This is a genomic window from Pseudomonas sp. NFPP02, assembly GCF_900119355.1.
In the GTDB taxonomy this organism is placed as follows: domain Bacteria; phylum Pseudomonadota; class Gammaproteobacteria; order Pseudomonadales; family Pseudomonadaceae; genus Aquipseudomonas; species Aquipseudomonas paracarnis.
In genome coordinates, this window is the sequence record NZ_FPJI01000010.1 from 160,598 (window position 1) to 178,048 (window position 17,451).

Genomic DNA, 17,451 nt, shown 5'->3' on the forward strand with positions numbered 1-17,451 from the left:
GCAAGGGAACTTTTTTATTTTTGGTGGTCGTGTGACTTTTGCCGGGGTGATGGTGAAACGATGGCAACTTTTTTGCCATGAAACTACACGGATCCGCTCTGGACTAACCCTCATTAGCCTCATTGCGCTATAAACTATGTCACACATTTTTTAGAAGTTAGGAGCATCAGCACATGCAACTGGGGATTATCGGACTAGGCCGCATGGGCGGTAACATTGCGCGGCGCCTGATGCTCAATGGGCATACCACCGTTGTATACGACCGTAACGAAGCCTTCGTCAAAGCCTTGAGCGAGGAGGGCGCCACCGGCGTCGCCGACTTGAAAGCGCTGGTGGCCGGCCTGCAAAAGCCCCGTGCTGTCTGGGTCATGTTGCCAGCGGGCGCGCCCACCGAAGACACCATCAACGCACTGAGCGAATTGCTGGAAGACGGCGATGTGATCATCGACGGCGGCAACACCAACTACAAGGACGACGTGCGTCGCGGCAAGGCCCTGGCTGAAAAGGGCCTGCACTATGTGGACGTGGGCACCTCGGGCGGCGTCTGGGGCCTGGAACGGGGCTATTGCATGATGATCGGTGGCGACACCGAGACCGTGAATCGCCTCGACCCGATCTTCAAAAGCCTCGCGCCGGGCCTGGGTAACATTCCGCGCACCAAGGACCGTTCGGCCTCTGCCGACCCACGTGCCGAGCAGGGCTACATTCACGCCGGCCCAGCGGGTTCCGGGCACTTCGTCAAGATGATCCACAACGGCATCGAGTACGGGATGATGCAGGCGTTTGCCGAAGGTTTTGACATCCTCAAGACCAAGAACTCGGAAAACCTGCCGGAAGACCAGCGCTTTGACCTCAACGTTGGCGACATCGCCGAAGTCTGGCGTCGTGGCAGCGTAGTGTCGTCCTGGCTGTTGGACCTGACCGCCGACGCCCTGGCCACCGACCCGAAACTCGACGGCTACTCGGGCTCCGTGGCCGACAGCGGTGAAGGCCGTTGGACCATCGAAGCAGCCATGGAGCAAGCGGTACCGGTTCCGGTGTTGTCGACCTCGCTGTTCGCGCGTTTCCGTTCCCGTCAGCAGAGCACCTACGGTGACAAAATGCTGTCTGCCATGCGCTTCGGCTTTGGCGGCCATGTGGAGACTTCCAAAAAATGACCGCCAACGGCAAGAAACCCAAGGCCGAACCTGCTCCACCCACCACATTGTTTCTGTTTGGCGCCCATGGCGACCTGGTCAAGCGCTTGCTCATGCCGGCGCTGTACAACCTCAGCCGTGACGGGTTGCTCGGTGATGGCCTGCGTATCGTCGGCGTTGATCACAACGCCATCAGCGATGCGGACTTTGCCAAGAAACTCGAGGACTTCATTCGTACCGAAGCCTCCAGCAAAGTCAGGGGCAATGCCGAGAACGCCCTCGACCCCGCGTTGTGGGCGCAACTGGCCAAGGGCATCAGCTACGTCGAGGGCGATTTCCTCGACGACAGCACCTATGCCGATATCGCCAGCAAGATCGCTGACAGCGGCACCGGCAATGCGGTGTTCTATCTCGCCACTGCACCGCGCTTCTTCAGTGAAGTGGTGCAGCGCCTGGGCAGTGCCGGTTTGTTGAATGAAACGGACGAGGGCTTTCGGCGCGTGGTTATCGAGAAGCCGTTCGGCTCCGACCTGGCCACCGCCGAGGCGCTCAACGCCTGCCTGCTCAAGGTGATGAGCGAGAAGCAGATCTACCGCATTGACCATTACCTGGGCAAGGAGACGGTGCAGAACATCCTGGTCAGCCGTTTCTCCAACGTGCTGTTCGAAGCGTTCTGGAACAACCACTACATCGATCACGTGCAAATTACTGCCGCTGAAACCGTCGGCGTTGAAACCCGGGGTAATTTTTTCGAAAAAACCGGCACCTTGCGCGACATGGTGCCCAACCATCTGTTCCAGCTGCTGGCAATGGTCGCCATGGAGCCGCCGGCAGCCTTTGGTGCCGACGCGGTGAGGGGTGAGAAGGCCAAAGTGGTCGGTGCGATCCGCCCCTGGTCGCTGGAGGATGCGCGGGCCAACTCGGTGCGCGGCCAATACACCGCTGGCGAAATCGCTGGCAAGCCATTGCCCGGGTATCGCGAAGAAGCCAACGTCGCGCCGGACAGCAGCACCGAGACGTTCGTCGCGCTCAAAGTGATGATTGATAACTGGCGTTGGGTCGGTGTGCCGTTTTACTTGCGTACCGGCAAGCGCATGAGCATCCGCGACACCGAGATCGTGATCTGCTTCAAGCAGGCGCCTTATGCACAATTTCGCGATACCGAAGTCGATGAACTCAAGCCCACTTACCTGAAAATCCAGATCCAGCCTAACGAAGGCATGTGGTTCGACCTGTTGGCCAAGCAGCCTGGGCCGACCCTGGAGATGGCCAATATCGAATTGGGCTTTGACTACAAGGACTTCTTCGAGATGCAGCCGTCGACGGGTTACGAAACCCTGATCTACGACTGCATGACCGGCGATCAGACCCTGTTCCAGCGCGCCGACAACATCGAGAACGGTTGGCGTGCGGTTCAGCCGTTCCTGGATGCGTGGAAGGAAGATGATGGTATCCAGGCCTACAAGGCCGGTGAAGATGGCCCAGCGGCGGCCGATGCCTTGCTGGCCCGCGATGGCCGCGCCTGGCATAGCCTCGGATGAGTGACGTGACGATTCATCCCGTCCGGTTTGTCCTCAGTGATGTGGACGGGACGCTATTGCATCCCGACCACAGCCTCAGCCAACGCACCGCCGATGCCATTCGCGCTATGCGCGAGGCTGGGGTGATTTTCAGCCTGGCCAGCGGGCGTCCGCCCAAGGCCATGCGGCATTTGATCGAGACCTTTGGCATCGATGTGCCGGTGGCTGGCTTTAATGGCGGTACGTTGGTCAACCCGGATGGCAGCATCCTGGTTGCTCATCATCTGCCGGCGGAAGCTGCACTCATCACCCTGGCGCTGTTTTCCGCCGAGCCGGACGTGGAAGTCTGGGTGTTTGCCGATGGCGACTGGCTGCGCCGTGATCCGCCCGGGCCCATGGTGCAGCGCGAAGCCGATGGCTTGGGCTATGGGCCGGTAGTGGTGGAGAGTTTCGAGCCTTACCTGGACAGGGTCGACAAGATCGTCGCCGCCAGCAACAACACCCAGTTGTTGGTGGAGCTGGAAGCGCAATTGCAGCCGAAAGTGCAGGGGTTGGCCCAGGTGTCGCGTTCGCAGCCGGTGTATCTGGACGTGACCGCGATGCTGGCCAACAAAGGCGAAGCCTTGAAAACCCTGGCTGAACACCTGGGCGTACCGCTTGCACAAACGGCTGCGATTGGAGACGGTGGCAATGACCCGGCGATGTTTCATGTGGCGGGGTTGTCGATCGCCATGGGCCAGGCCGAAGAAACCGTCAAGCGCCAGGCCAATGTGGTCACGGGCAGCAATGTCGAAGACGGCGCTGCCGAGGCGTTCGAACGCTTTATTCTCGCCGCACGTTAAGCGTGCAAGTATGACTGTACAACTTCCAGCTCAAGTTTTACTTGGGCTGGAAGTTGCTGCATTGCATTACTTTGGCATCGCCCAGTGTTGCAACTGGTGGCCATCTTTATCGAGCTCGGCACGGGCCTGCAATAGCAGGTTTTCAAGTTGGGCCGGGTCGGTATAGGCAGTCGACGGCAACTGTTTGCTGCCGATACGGGTGTTGGTGCGGTCGATGACGCTCAGGCTGAGGGCGCCAACGCCATCGTGCCAGGCCACGCATTGAAAAGGCTGGAAGGCACGGTCTGCAATCAAAAGAGCTTCGTTGATGCGCAGCGGAGCGTTCATTTGGGTCTTCTCTCTGTATGCCCATTCAAGTGAGTACCGGCGGTTGGGCGGACCGTGCGGTGGGTTACTTGTACTGATGCACGATGGTGGGGTGCGGGTCACATGCTAGGGCAAGAAATTTTAACGTTCCCTGATTGACGTCATGTAAGCGGCTGTTTTGAAAGCGCAATAAACCTTTGACTGGCGAGCAACTTCTGGCGCGCTACGAAACAGGCATGGCTTTTTGCCCACGCTTATAGCGAAAGGGTACAAGGTAAGCGTCAAGATCTTGCTAGGGTTACCAACAGTCGACACAAACTGTTGTTTCTAAATAACTTTAACAATATTGGCGCCAAGGAACAGTCATGGTTGCGACACCCGCCCAACGCCGCTTACTGGTGGTCGACCCCTGTGACGATTGCCACGGGTTATTACCCGGCTTACGCACCGCCGGCTGGGAAGTGGACAGCTGTGCCTTGGAGGCGGTAGGTGAGCGCTCCTGCGATGTGGGCCTGCTGCGTTTGCAACGCGATCACCTGGAACGCCCTGAAGCAGTCAAGGAGTTGATTGGTCGCAGCGGCACCGAGTGGATCGCCGTGCTCAGCCAGGATGTACTCCGTTTGCAGAACGTCGGCGATTTTGTCTGCGAATGGTTTTTCGACTTTCACACCTTGCCCTTCGATGTATCCCGGGTGCAGGTGACCCTGGGCCGTGCGTTCGGCATGGCGCGCCTGCGTGGCAAGGGCTACGCCCCGGTGGATGAGCCCCATGAATTGCTGGGCGAAAGCCGTCCCATCCGAGAGTTGCGCAAATTGTTGTCCAAGTTCGCGCCTACTGAGTCCCCGGTGTTGATCCGCGGTGACAGCGGTACGGGCAAAGAGTTAGTGGCCAAGACTTTGCACCGCCAATCCCAGCGGCACGCCAAGCCGTTCGTCGCGATCAATTGCGGCGCCATCCCTGAACACCTGATCCAGTCCGAGTTGTTCGGCCACGAAAAAGGCGCGTTCACCGGCGCCCACCAGCGCAAGATCGGACGTATTGAAGCGGCCAATGGCGGCACCCTGTTCCTCGATGAAATTGGCGATCTGCCGATGGAGCTGCAAGCCAACTTGTTGCGCTTTCTTCAGGAAAAACACATCGAACGCGTTGGCGGCAGCCAGCCGATCCCGGTGGATGTACGCGTGTTGGCTGCCACCCACGTCAACCTCGAGGCCGCGGTGGAGAAGGGCGCTTTTCGCGAAGACCTGTATTACCGCCTGAATGTGCTGCAAGTGGTCACCGCGCCGTTGCGCGAACGCCATGGCGACGTGGCGATGCTGGCCAACCACTTTTCACGTTTCTACAGCCAGGAAACCGGACGGCGCCCGCGCAGTTTCAGCGAAGAGGCTTTGGTGGCGATGGGGCAACACCCGTGGCCGGGCAATGTGCGTGAACTGGCCAACCGCGTGCGGCGCGGCCTGGTGCTGGCCGAAGGGCGGCAGATCGAAGCGATTGACCTGGGGCTGCAAGGCCAGCAAGTCATTTCGGCGCCGATGGCGACATTGGAAGACTACAAGCACCGTGCCGAACGTCAGGCGCTGTGCGATGTGCTCAACCGGCACAGCGACAACCTCAGTGTTGCGGCGCGCGTGCTGGGGATTTCCCGGCCGACGTTCTACCGGTTGCTGCACAAACACCAGATCCGCTAGGGCGGGTAAACCCAATGTGGGAACTGGCTTGCCTGCGAAAGCGGTGGTTCAGTTGAAGATTGGGTGACTGGCACACCGCTATCGCGGGCAAGCCCACAGGGGACTTGTGCCAGGCGCTGATTCTGTGGGCAATACAGGGCCAATGTGGGAGCTGGCTTGCCTGCGAAAGCGGTAGTGCATTCACAGACACAGCAACTGACACACCGCCTTCGGGCAATGATCGTTCCCACGCTCCGCGTGGGAATGCATCACCGGACGCCCCGCGTCCCTCTTATTGCTAGAAGTAATACGGGAATTTCAGGCTGAACGTAAAGTCCGGTGCATCATCGGTCATGCCAATCGCCAGGTTCGGCACGATGGTCAGGTTATCCGAGGCGGCAATCGTCATACCCACGTTGAAGTAGCCCGCGTTGGCATCGCTGGACACCACCGATTGCCAGTCGCCGCCATCCGGCTTGAGTTTGCTCTTGCGCTGCACCAGGTCGGAAACCGAGAACGACATGCTCATCTTCTCGTTCAGGGCAAAGGCGACGCCGACCCCGAACTGGAAGCTGTCGCCCAGGCGCACCTTGCCTCCCACCTTCTGATTGACTTGACTGCTGATGTCATCGAACGAGTCTTCAAAGTTATGGGTGTACGACAACGAACCGAACAACACGGCCGGGTCGAAGGTCTTGACCAGGGAGATGCCCGGCGTGACCGACCAGACCCCGTTGCCCGTGGGCAGGCTTTCGGGCACGTAGAGGTTGTCGTTGTTCGGTTGCTGGACCAGTTTGATGCCAAAAGGCTCCTTGCCCGTCGGTGCCTTGACGCGCACGGATACCACCGCGTCCGGCAAGGTCGAGGTTTCGTCGAGGAACTTGTACGCCACGCCAAAGTTGACATCGCCGATGGTCGGGTCACGGGTCACGGAACCTTCGGAGGTGGCGGTGGCGTCGTTGCCGGCGCCGCCCGACTGGTAGGTGGACTCGCGGTACACCACCGGCACGTTCAGGTCGAACTGCCAGCGGTTGTCGACGTTGTAGCGCCCGGTAAGGTCCAGGGTCCAGCTGTCGGATTTGATCCGGTCCAGGTTGATGTTGCCGAGGAAAATCGAGTCCAGCGCCAGGAAACCATTGAGCGTCAACTGGCGCGCGTCATAACGGGCATAGGTGATGCCGGTTTCCACGCTGAACTTGCCATTGCCGAAAAAGCCGCTGGCTTCGTTGTACAGGTTGCTCACACTTTGCGCAGGGGCCGAGTCGTCCTTGAGGGACTGGCCGTAGGAGCTGCCACCCCCGCCAGCGCCACCGGATGCCGCGGCTGCGCCCGTACCACTAGCCGCGACAGTGTTAGCGCCGTTCTTGAAGTCAGCCGGTGATTTGGCCAGGCGCCTGGGGGCGGGCGTTGCCGGTTGGTCCTCGACCTGACGCACACGTTGTTCCAGCACAGCCAAGGCTTTTTGCTGCACGTCGTAGCGTTGCTTGAGTTCCAGGAGTTCCTTCTTCAGGGTTTCGATGTCAGCGTCTGGCGCGGCATACAGCACGGATGCGGGCAAGAGCGTACTCAAACAAACCACCGCACGTAGCGATAACGATCGATGCATGAAATAAGCCGTCCTTTTCTAATGCGTAAGTGTCGAGGGTCAGCGTAGTTCAATAACCGAGCGTGCGTAGGCCTTTGAGTTGATCCAGGTTGCAGTTCAACGCGGCGTTGTTCAGCCCGTTATTGTTCATCACCACGTTGATCTGGGTGATGTTTCTGACAAGGTTGCTATCGCCGGTCAATACCGTGCCCTGCAGCACGTTCCCCGCGCCGATCTGCTGCAGGCTGTTGCCCTGGTTGTGATTGGCCTGGATGGCCATCTGCACGCCGCCACTGTTGGCCGATACGCTGACACGGCCCGCGGCGCTGTCCCCGGTCACTGTGCCGCCCGCCACCAGCACCTGGCCGGACTGCAGGTTATTGGCGGGGCTAACCCCATTTTCGACGTTGATGCCCACATTGTTGTAGGCGGCGTTGCCATCGCCGGCGGCGCGTACACTTTGGGTCACGCCCTGGCCGCTGCCGAGGCCGGCACCACCGACCACATTTCCGGTGCCCGTGTTGGGGCGCGTGCCTGTACCGGTCGAGCCGGTGGTTTGCACGTAGAACTGTGGGGTAATGGTGGTCTTGTCGATGTGCATGTTGGCCGTGCCCGTGATGTTGTCACCGACGGCATTGGTCCAGGTGCTGCTCATGACAATGCCAAAGCTGATGATGCGCCCCGGCATCACGTAACGGCCACGCAGCTCGGCCATTTCGGCGTCCTTGAGTTCGATGGGTTTGAACCCCGAGGACGCATAAGCAGGCATTGAGGCGGCCAGACACAAGACCGTCAGCCAACGGGAAGTGTTCATCTGCTGCTCCTGGGGCGTCCTGCCCCTTATTGCGCTTCTAGAAGAAGTCGCTCTGGATAAAACCGAAATCCATCAGCTCGGCATCGCCCACAGGCCGGAACTCATTCATCTGGCTCTTGGCGGTCAGCGGCAGGGGCGGGTCGAGCAAGACGTTGGCCTTGTCGTAACCCTCGCCCAGTACGGCGAAGACAATGCCATTCCAGCCTTTGACGAAATCGTCATGGGAATAGCGCTTGTGGCCCAATACGGGGTCACCGATGTACACCCAGTCCTTGTCGGCCCGTTGCAACACCACGAAGTGCTTGTAGCCGCGGATTTCCAGCAGCACCACCACGGGGATTTTCACGGTCAACAGGGTCTCGGGCGCGATCTTGTAGCCCCGGGCACGCATGCCGATGCTTTCGAGGTAGCGCTTCATATCCAGCATGGAAAAGCCCTGGGTTCGTACCAGGTCCTGGTCGGCAGTGACCAGCATGCCTTTGATGATGTGTGCTTCGTCGACGTCCAGCCAATAGGCCTGGCGCAGGATGGTGGCAAGTGCCGCGGCACCGCAGCTGAAATCGGTTTTCTGTTCCACCAGGTTGGCGAACCGGCGCTCGCGAATGCTCTCCACCTTCTTGAAAATCACCGCACCGCCGGGCATGGCGGAAATCGCCATGGTGCCTGCCCAGGTCGTGCCGGTGAGTAACATCAGGAGGGTGAGGGTCGCGATACGCATGATCGAATGACCTGTTGGACACTGAAATAAAAAGGGCCTTGTCGCCAAGGCCCCGTTGGATCAGAAGCGCACGCCGCTGGCGCAGACGCTGCAACCTTGGCCGATCGACAGGCTGTTGCTGCCTTGGTTGCCCGCACCGGATTGCAGGTTGACACCTACGTTGCCGGAGTTGCGGTTAACCGAGTTGTCGAGGCTTGCGTTGTTGGACACGTACTGAGGCTTGCCATAACCATGGCTGCTGGCGGCCGTGTTCAGGTAGCTGTTGTTGAGCGAGTTCTGCTCGGTGTTGGAGGCCGCTGCGATGTTCTTGCCGTCAGCGGTGGTGATGGCCAGGTTGTTTTTACCCTGGTTGCCCTGGCCAGCCTGGCCGTTGTAACCCACGTTGCCGGAGTTGCCGGTGATGGAGCCGTCCAGAGAGGCGTTGTTTTGCGTGCCTTTGTTGACGAAGTTGTTATGCGAGCTGCCTTGGTCGACATCAATCACGGCAAACACGGTGGCGAAGTCGCCTTTGGCACTGGAGATGGCGCCGGCGTTGTCAGCCTGGTTTCCGGAACCTGATTGTGCGTTGACCCCGACATTACCGCTGTTGCTATTTACCGAGTTGTCGGCTGATGCGTTGTTCTCGGTGTTGGTGTCATCGAATTTGTTGTGTTCGCTTTTTTGCACATCGGTGACGACAGCGGCCACGGTACCGGTGGGTTGTGGGGTTGGATGCCAGCCACCCGCTTGAGCAGCAGCAGCCATGAGTGCGGCGAGAGCGAAAACCATTGGTTTCAGAGCCATTTGAGGTTTCATGGTGTTTCTCCTTGCTTCTAATTAGTTGGTTAAGTGTTGGTACGGTCTAACGAACGTCTACCAAGCGGTTACTTGATAGTGATGCCCAGGGTGTTAGCCACTCGGTTCCCCACCCCGGCACTCTGGTTCACCTGTGTCACTCCTCGGCTGCCGGTGAAGGCCTGGTCGCTGGTCACGACCTGGCGGCTGCCAGTGGTGGGGGTGAGCCCTGAGTCGGTTGCCAGCGTCGTCGTGTTCTGTTGCAACAGGACGCTGTCATCGATGCTCTGCGGGCCAGGGTTGAGGCTGATCCGCACAGCGTTGATGGATTGGTTATTGGCCCCGGCAGACTGGTTGATGCCCAGCACACCGTTGCCACTGCTGAATGAGTTGCCCTGGATCGCGGCCTTGGCGTTCAGGGACGGGTCGACCTTGCCGTCGACGCGCTGGATGTCGAGGTTGGTGGCCTGGCCACCGAGCGCGATGGCGCGGCTGTTGGACATCTGCTGCCCCGTGCCGGCGGCCTGGTTGATCGACAGCACACCGTCGTACTGCTGGCCGCTGTGGTTGATCACCGCGCTGTTGTCGGCCATTGCCGAGGCGCTGCCCAGCAGGGCGAATATCAACAGGGCGCGCTTCATCACTTGCCCCCCATCATGCTGCCGAGGTTGTTGAGCGGCGCCATGCCACGCTGGACCGAGTCGCTGATCTGCCCGCCCATGCTGCCGCCGCTGCCCGCACCGTGGCCGGCCGCTGCGCCAGCGCCAAGTGTCGACATGCTGTTTTGGGTGGCGCCCAGGCCCGACAAGCTGCCATTGGGCTGAAGGGAGCGGGCGAGGCTGGAACCACTGCTGATGCCGCCGATGTCCCTGTCACTGAGTTCGCCGGTCAGGGCGCTGTTGATCTCTTTGCTGGGGTTGGCGTTGGCGGTATTGGGGTAGGGGTCGGGCAGGGAGGTGCGCCCGTACATGTGGCCCTGCACCGTACGCCCGGTCACGATCACACCGTCACCCGCCTGGCTCGTCAGGCTGACACCTGCACTGAGCACGCAACCGATCAGCAGTACGTTTATCGACGAGGTGTGTGTGAGTGTGTTCACGGCGGCAGTCCTTATTCTTAACGCTGACCCTAAACAGCGTTGTCAGGGAAAGAGCAGAAGGCGTGCCGCTTTTTATTAGATGTTGATATTCAAGGGGTTGGGATTAAGTCGGGGCAAAGTGATGGCAACTCTGTTTCAGCGTTGAAACAGTCCTGAGCGCTTGAGATATGCCTGTGCTCGCCTCACGCCGTCTCAGCCATGTAACACTGCCTGTGACAGAACCATGAATCCGCATACGGCGGGCGATGCAGGTGAGGGAGGTGTTTCAAAAATGGACACCCGCGGCCCAAACGTATCGCTTGGTGCGAGCGGGCTCAGCCCTTGGGGGTTTTACGCGGAATGGAATTGAGCACGGGGTTGCCGTCCTGGTTTTGGGTCAGGTAGACCGGCAACACCTTGGGCAGGGAGGGCACGAGGTTGTTGACCTCGTTGATGTTATAGATACCGCCGACGCGAATCGCACCGGTACTGGCGTCTGCAAGCATCACCGGCTTTTTCAGGTAGCGGTTGATCAGGGGCAAGGCGTCCGTGAGGGTCAGGTTGTCGAGCACCAGCTTGCCCTGGCGCCATGCCAGCGCGGTGTCATCGGGATTGATAGCGGCGACCTGCGGGGTGGCGTCACCCTGGCGGAAACTGGCTTGCATGCCTGGGCTAAGCGGCACACTGGCATGCTCGCCGTCGCTGGAGATTTGCACCGAGCCCTCCAGTAACATCACCCGCACCTGATCTTCATATTCCCAGACATTGAACTGCGTGCCGGTCACTCGCACCTGGCCTTCGCCGGCCCGCACGATAAACGGGTGGTTGCTGTCGTGCGTGACGTTGAAGAACGCTTCGCCCTTTTTCAGGGTGACACGGCGCTGGTCCTTGTAATGGCTGTAGACCAATTCGGTACCCAGGTTCAACTCCACTTGGCTGCCATCGCCCAGGGTGACTTTTTTCAAGCCATTGGCTGCTTCGAACCGTTCATATGAGCTGGGCAACCAGCCCGCTTCCCAGCCGGTGAGGGCGGCAAGCGGCAATGCCGCCAGGCACACCGCTGCGGCCACCGCGTAGGTGCGCAAGCGGCTGGCCGGCTTCTTGATTGGGACCACCACCGCCTCAGGCTTGTCGCGGGGCAGGTGGTCGGCCACGTCCCAGATTTCGAGCATGGCTGCATATTCGAAGGCGTGCAGCGGATGGCCGTCGTGCCACTGGGTAAAAGCCTGACGTTCGTCCGCCGTGCAATCTGCAGCATGCAGGCGCATGCACCAATGCGCGGCGGCGTCGGTGATGGCGTCATATTCGGTTTCTGAAAGGGGCTTTTCGCTCATTAACTCATCCTGATTTCCCACATTCTAACCTCCCAAGGTAGACGGCGAGAACCGCATCATGGCGATTGCACATCAATTGGAACTTATTCTTGTTTGTGTGCGCCTAAAAAATCAGGAATTAACCTGTCGTCCACTATGGAGTACGAAAATGTTGAAGAAAACCTTGATCGCCCTGTGTGCTACTTCCGCGCTGTTGAGCGCTGGCGCCGCCATGGCCGACAAGCCGGGTGCAGGCTGGATCACCATTGAGAAAGCCATCGAGGTGGCGAAAACCAAGGCCGGCTACATTGAGGTCTACGCCGCTGAAGCGGATGACAATGGCTATTGGGAAGTCAAAGGTCGCAAGTCCGATGGCATCGTGTATGAGGCGCGCATCGACGGCGCTTCCGGTAACGTGCTGCGTGACCAGAAAGACTGATGCACTCGCCGGGGGCCGTTCAGGCCGCCGGCTCCAACTGGCGGCCAAGATGGGTGATCAGGTACGTCACCGAGTCGGCGTTGGCCAGGATGGTGTCAATACGCTTATCAGGGACTGACATGAAAATGATCCTCGCGTCCTGCAGGGTCTTGGCGCCAGTAGCCTTGAAAATTTTCTTTTCAATTGCAGAACCAGGCTTAAAGTCTTCCCACAATTCGGTGAGGCTGTCTTGAGTCTTGAACAGCATCGTTGCAGGCGTCATCGTCGATAACGCGGTGCTGCGCAAATCTTCCAAGGTGGTTTTAAGCACTTCGGCGCCGGGCCTTGCGACATTGATCAAGTCTGGGAAGGGTCGCATGCTGTCCAGGTAGGCAATGTCCACGGTGTCGAGCTTCAAGTGCGATAATTCGTGAATCAGCGTGCTGGCCCTGGCGTGCGTCGATATGTTGAACGCCACATTCTCCAGCAGACGGTTCTGGTAGACGTCCAGATTGGGGTCGAAGAATCGGCTCAGCAGATACAGCTTGCGTTCTCTGTCGGCGGGAATCATGAATGCATAATCCGACGCCGGATCCTGTCGGCTGGTGCCCGCGACAAAGCGCATGGAGTTCGGACCGGTCAAGCTGGGGTCGGTGAGTTCATCGATGATCTCGTCGATTATTTTTGTGACTCTCAAGACCTGGTCCGGGGTCAGTGTGACGACACCAAACATTTCCCCTAAAAATCGCCCAACCCGGCTGTCGGGGTCGCGTTGTACAGCAAATTGCGCAACGTTGCGGCGGCAGTTCAGCGCGTAATAAGTCGCAAAGTTCAACGCTTCAGTGATGGCTTGGGCTTTCCAATAGGTCAACGCGCCAATATCGCGGATACCGACCGCTTCAATGTTGATATCCCGTACTTCATTGCGCCACGTCTTGAGGTACGACTGAGCCCTGCCGAAGCGCGGCTCCTGGCCGCCCAGCTCCAGTACCCATATGCCCTGCGCATTACGGCCGATGTACGGCCCCACCTGCTCGTCGTTGGCGAGGCGCCAGTGTTGTGCGGCTTTCTTGACGCTATACACCTTGCCGGCCAGCGGAACATAGTATTTCGAGTTTTCCTGGTCTTCATACACCTGGCTGAGCGTGCTCTTTTTCAGGTCTTGCAACGCCACATCCTGTGCCTCGAACGGCTGCAGCCGGGTGCGCGAAGGGCAGGTGATATGCCAGGTGGCGAGGGTGGTGGCTGCGGGCAGTGACTCATCTGTCAGCTCGGCCAGCGAGCGCTCCTTTTCAGTGGGTGGGGCAATGACGGTGCCGTCCAGCGCACTGCGCAGGGCGGCCATTTGCGCCACGCCCCTGACGAAATCCTTGAATGCAGCCTTCCACTGGTGTAGCTGCAAGGCTTCGGCCGAGCGCTTGAACAAGGTGTAGCTGCGCCATACCACCAGCGGATAGGCGAGTTTGCCGGCCATGAACTGCACCGCCGTCGGGATGTCCTTGCCGAACAGACGCGTTGCGTGATCCCACAGGGTCTTGGCGCCTTCTTCGAATTGGCTGCCCAGCACCTTGAGCAACATCAATGTGTTTTCACTGAACAGGTAATGCAGCACATTGCCCGTCACTGCCGAAGCGGCTAGGCGGATATCGGGCGGGCTATGCTGGTTGTTTTTCAGCAAGTGGCGGTAAGTGGCCTGATGCGGATCTTCCAGGTGCATAAGCACCCAGTCCTGCAGGGCGCCTGGCCCTTGTATCTCATCCAGTAAGTCCGTTTCATCCGCGTATTCCTTGAACACATGCTGTTCGCTGTACGGCGCGTAGAGCACCCATGGACCCTCGCCGGGAAACTGCGGGCCGATCAGGTACACACCCAGCACCTTGGCGGTACTGGCGCCTTCGGTGGCGATCAGTTCCAGCGGTCGAATCGTCGCCGTGGACCCGCTGAGTGAAGCTCGGGCCACGGCGTCCGGCATATCGAAAATCTGCTGGACCAGGCTCAAGGCTCGCGTGGAAAGCTGCTCCTGCAACCTTTGCTCGTGGGCGTGTTGCAGCGCTTGCCACGGCAACTGACGGCAAAACAGACGCCTGCGTTGGCGTGCATCATCGGTTTGCGCCTCAAGGTTGCTTCGCACCTGTTGCTGATAAGCGCTTTTGAGATCCAGCTGGCGCACCATTTGTATCACGGCACTTGCGTCCAGGGCTTGCGGTAATGGCTTTGCCGTGCGTGAACGCGGGCGGATGTGTTGAACGGTCAGATCTGGCCAGTGCCGCAACGCAAAGTCGGTCAGGTTGTCGACATTCACATCGAGCACTGCATCGGTGGGGATCAGAATGTGATCGGGGTTGAGCGCCTGGCCGGGAAAGCGCGCCTCAAGCAGCGCCATCAGCGTGGTGAAGGCATAAGCACGCAGGGGTTGGATGTCATGCAGGTAGTCGTGTTCATCGTCGGCGTTGTTGCAGTATTGCTCCAGAAGCTCGGCCTGGTGGATTTGGTCCTGGGCCGGCGCCATCCCCAGCCACAGTGGCAGTGCCTGCTGGTTGACCATGGTATCGGCCAGTGTGATTGCCCTGCCAAGGTTGGTGGGCGGAGGCTGTTCGATGACGGCGTCCAACCGGTCCTGCAAGGCACGGGCGCGCAGGCCCATGGATTGCAGGTGATCCACGCCTTCCATGACCGCGTCGTTGTAGCTGTCTACTCGGTCATTCAACAGGTCCTGATCAATACGTTGCAGCGGGCCCTGGCTAAATGCCTGATGGGGCTCGCGCAAGCAGAACGGCAGATTCTCCAGCAGGCTCAAGCTGTTGAGTGGGTGCGCCAGGCGCTGGGTGATTTCATCGCGCAGGGCGTTGATCGAGGCAAAGACTTCGTAGCCCAGGCGCGGGGTCCAGAGCAGCGCCTGGCCCGAGCGCTGCGGGTCGATACCGCCGCGCTCAGTGATCACGAACGTATTGGCCAGCGGTTGTGGCGTATCGACGGCGTTCAAGTCCAACGTCAAGCCATAGGCATCCGGCAAAAATCCGTTAAGGCCATGGCGTGTCAAGCGCGACAGACTGTCGGGCTGAAATAGCGTGTCGAGAATGGCCTGGCTTGTGGGCGCCAGGGTTTTATCCAGCGACCTCAGCTCGGCTTCGCTGCGTAACCCCACCAGCATCGAGTGGGCGTGTTTGGCGTGAGTCTTGACGAGAAACTCATGGGGTTGCTGGCGCATGGCGTGCTTGGAAAACAGCAGCAGGACGCGCTCGATGACGGTGTTGAACGTCTTGAGCGTCATGCTTGGCAATTGCATGAAGACATTGCCTTCGCCCCGTGTATAGAACTTCGTCCTGGACGAGAAGGGCACCGCAGGCGCCTCTTGGGCCAGGCGTTCAATGAAGTGCTCAAGCATGCTCAATGACTGCACTGCCGGACGCTCTTCACGCTCCTGGGCACGCGTGGCGTAGGTATTGATATACACCTCCTCGGCTTTGACTGGCTGTTGCTGCAGTTGCAGTTCAGCGTTGAGCGTGTCAGCGACGATGCTACGTAAGGTCGGGTGATGCGCGCGCTCCATCGCCAGCGCACGCTCAATCGCCCGCAGGTTCTGAAGCTGCAGCCGGGCGCGCTCGGCCTTGACGGTCGAAGGGCGGCCATTACCGCGGGTGACCGGATGCAAGGTCCAGCGCCCGTTGGTCTCCAGTGTGGCCAGTTGATTGTCCAGCAAGGCACGTACGTCCAGGGCACTGTCGAGCAGGGCTGCGAGGTCCACTTGGCCATCGCTGCGCCGGTAGATTTCCAGTGCGTGGTTAAGGTTCTCCGTTTGCTTGCGCGCAATGTCTTGTACCAAGGTCACGAACACATTGCCGGGTATCGGCCTTGCCGCGACGGCGATCGGGTCCAGGCCGAGCAGCGTGTCGCGCTCATCCAATGAGAGGAAGTTGAGCCATTCGTCCTCGTAGCCTTCGGCCTTGAGCATGCTCAATAACAGGTCTTTGAGGTCGTCGAGGTTTTCCAGCACCTGTAACCCGCGCGATTGGGTGTAGAGGTACGCGTGGTGCTCGGTGATCATCAAGGTGCTCGCCGGTTCAACGTAATGTTGATGGGGGGCATAAAGGCGCACCTTTTCCACGCTGAGGTTTTCGGCATGGGCGCTGCGGGCGCTTTGGTCGCTGAGGAGCAGGGCCTGAAATGCGTGGCTTTCCTCGGCGGTAATTATCTCGGCCTGGCGCTTGAGCAACACATCGAGGCGAAACTTCTGCGCCACGACCTGGGCAAAAAAATCCACGCGCGAGGTGCCGCTGTCGATATCTTCATTCCAGTAGGTCTGCAGCAGGCTTTCCAACAGCTTCGAGAAAGTACTGGAGCTTTGTTCGATCAAGGCTTCCCAACGCTGGTGATCTTCTTCCCGTTCGGAGGCGGTGAAGCCAGTGGTGTCATGTTTTGGGTTCGAGTATTCGCGTGTCTGCCCTTTGGGCCACCCATGGCGCACATAAAATTGCAGCAGCGCTTCGCTCAAGGTCAGCGAGTTGACCCAACGTGGCGTTGCTTGCTCAGCTTCGCGGGTGAAGACATTGACCCGTGTGTCCCGTTGATCCAGGTGTTTGAAATGGGGGCGGGCCATGACGCTCAGCAGCGTGTCGAGCATGTCAGGCAAGGTCGGGGTTTTTTGCAGGTGGTCGAGCATGGCCTTGACGTTATCCAGCTGGCAGGCCTGGAGCATGCGTGCTTGCTCCGGCATGACTTCACCCTCGATGAGCTGAGTGGTCAACACCATGGGCGTGTCAGCGCCCAGCGCATTGCGTTGGTCCATCGACAGGTAGCTCAGCAAAGGGGCGCTCTGCAGTGGGTCTTCCAATTGCTCGATCAACTCGCTCAGCAGGGCGGCGTGGCTGTCATAGACCTGTATGCCGTTATCCGGGGTGTAGAGCAACGCCTTGGCGGCGTCGGGTGTCGGGCTGATCGCGAACGCGCCGGCAAGGGGGATGGGGGGCTTGCCGGAAATGTTGATCAGGACCTTTTCAACGCGCATGGGGTGATCGTGCCGGCTTGTGTCCTGCCGAGACTCGTCGGTAGCCAGGTAAAGGTTGTACAGCCAGTCAAGGTCTTTGGCGGTGAGCCCTAGCGTGCGTTCACGAGCGGTGGGCGAGGCTTTGCCTTGGGGTTTGAGAAACTCAGGGAAGAAATACGGGGGGGTTAAGCGAACCACAGCCTGTCTCCGGCGTGCCAGGAAAAGCACAGGGTAGGCAGGCGCCCGTGGTGCAAGGCGGTAAATATTCAGCGCTGCGCACGTTGACAACGCAGAGA

At 59.5% G+C, this 17,451-nt stretch carries 14 protein-coding genes; 5 read left to right on the forward strand and 9 right to left on the reverse strand.

What is annotated here, in order from left to right:
* Positions 1-173 precede the first annotated feature (173 nt).
* Genes gnd through BT204_RS18570 form a run of 3 tightly spaced genes read left to right on the forward strand, consistent with a single transcriptional unit; the run spans position 174 to position 3,498 of the window.
* A complete protein-coding gene (gene gnd / locus BT204_RS18560) occupies positions 174-1,157 on the forward strand; it encodes a phosphogluconate dehydrogenase (NAD(+)-dependent, decarboxylating) (protein ID WP_019817573.1) in 984 nt (327 codons plus the stop codon).
* Positions 1,154-2,677: a glucose-6-phosphate dehydrogenase gene (gene zwf, locus BT204_RS18565; protein WP_034127720.1), complete on the forward strand. Its 1,524-nt coding sequence runs from the start codon at positions 1,154-1,156 to the stop codon at positions 2,675-2,677. Before gnd ends, zwf begins: the two co-directional genes overlap by 4 nt.
* Positions 2,674-3,498 (forward strand): Cof-type HAD-IIB family hydrolase, encoded by an 825-nt coding sequence (locus tag BT204_RS18570; RefSeq protein WP_057977519.1) that lies wholly within the window; start codon positions 2,674-2,676, stop codon positions 3,496-3,498. The genes zwf and BT204_RS18570 overlap by 4 nt, the downstream gene beginning before the upstream one ends.
* A gap of 66 nt (positions 3,499-3,564) precedes the next feature.
* Here BT204_RS18570 and BT204_RS18575 read toward each other — a convergent pair whose 3' ends face one another.
* Positions 3,565-3,825 (reverse strand): hypothetical protein, encoded by a 261-nt coding sequence (locus tag BT204_RS18575; RefSeq protein WP_034127718.1) that lies wholly within the window; start codon positions 3,823-3,825, stop codon positions 3,565-3,567.
* Between the two features lie 344 nt (positions 3,826-4,169).
* Between BT204_RS18575 and BT204_RS18580 the strand changes: the two genes are divergently transcribed.
* Positions 4,170-5,492, forward strand: coding sequence for a sigma-54 dependent transcriptional regulator (locus BT204_RS18580; RefSeq protein ID WP_072447812.1), 1,323 nt, complete (start codon positions 4,170-4,172; stop codon positions 5,490-5,492).
* A gap of 277 nt (positions 5,493-5,769) precedes the next feature.
* Here BT204_RS18580 and BT204_RS18585 read toward each other — a convergent pair whose 3' ends face one another.
* The 7 genes from BT204_RS18585 to BT204_RS18615 all read right to left on the reverse strand — a co-directional run bounded on the left by BT204_RS18585 (position 5,770) and on the right by BT204_RS18615 (position 11,774).
* A complete protein-coding gene (locus BT204_RS18585; protein WP_034127716.1) occupies positions 5,770-7,077 on the reverse strand; it encodes a hypothetical protein in 1,308 nt (435 codons plus the stop codon).
* Positions 7,078-7,126: 49 nt separating this feature from the next.
* Complete coding sequence (locus tag BT204_RS18590) at positions 7,127-7,870, reverse strand: hypothetical protein (protein ID WP_034127715.1); 744 nt, start codon at positions 7,868-7,870, stop codon at positions 7,127-7,129.
* Positions 7,871-7,907: 37 nt separating this feature from the next.
* Positions 7,908-8,588 carry a C39 family peptidase gene (locus tag BT204_RS18595; protein WP_019817800.1) on the reverse strand — a complete coding sequence of 227 codons (681 nt, stop codon included), beginning with the start codon at positions 8,586-8,588 and terminating at the stop codon, positions 7,908-7,910.
* A 60-nt stretch (positions 8,589-8,648) separates the two neighbouring features.
* On the reverse strand, positions 8,649-9,383 hold the full coding sequence (locus BT204_RS18600) for a hypothetical protein (protein ID WP_003190893.1): 735 nt from the start codon (positions 9,381-9,383) through the stop codon (positions 8,649-8,651).
* 68 nt (positions 9,384-9,451) lie between these two features.
* On the reverse strand, positions 9,452-10,003 hold the full coding sequence (locus BT204_RS18605) for a hypothetical protein (RefSeq protein ID WP_054897483.1): 552 nt from the start codon (positions 10,001-10,003) through the stop codon (positions 9,452-9,454).
* The gene (locus BT204_RS18610; RefSeq protein ID WP_054897482.1) at positions 10,003-10,461 is read right to left on the reverse strand and encodes a hypothetical protein; all 459 of its coding nucleotides are present in this window, start codon (positions 10,459-10,461) and stop codon (positions 10,003-10,005) included. The genes BT204_RS18605 and BT204_RS18610 overlap by 1 nt, the downstream gene beginning before the upstream one ends.
* Before the next feature lie 314 nt (positions 10,462-10,775).
* Entirely contained in the window at positions 10,776-11,774 is a 999-nt protein-coding gene (locus tag BT204_RS18615; RefSeq protein ID WP_072447814.1) for a FecR family protein, read from the reverse strand.
* A gap of 148 nt (positions 11,775-11,922) precedes the next feature.
* On the opposite strand from BT204_RS18615, the gene BT204_RS18620 reads away from it, so the two are divergent.
* Positions 11,923-12,192: a PepSY domain-containing protein gene (locus BT204_RS18620; RefSeq protein ID WP_014718736.1), complete on the forward strand. Its 270-nt coding sequence runs from the start codon at positions 11,923-11,925 to the stop codon at positions 12,190-12,192.
* Between the two features lie 19 nt (positions 12,193-12,211).
* Here BT204_RS18620 and BT204_RS18625 read toward each other — a convergent pair whose 3' ends face one another.
* Positions 12,212-17,353, reverse strand: a complete 5,142-nt coding sequence (locus BT204_RS18625; RefSeq protein WP_072447816.1) for a dermonecrotic toxin domain-containing protein — start codon at positions 17,351-17,353, stop codon at positions 12,212-12,214.
* Positions 17,354-17,451: the final 98 nt, after the last annotated feature.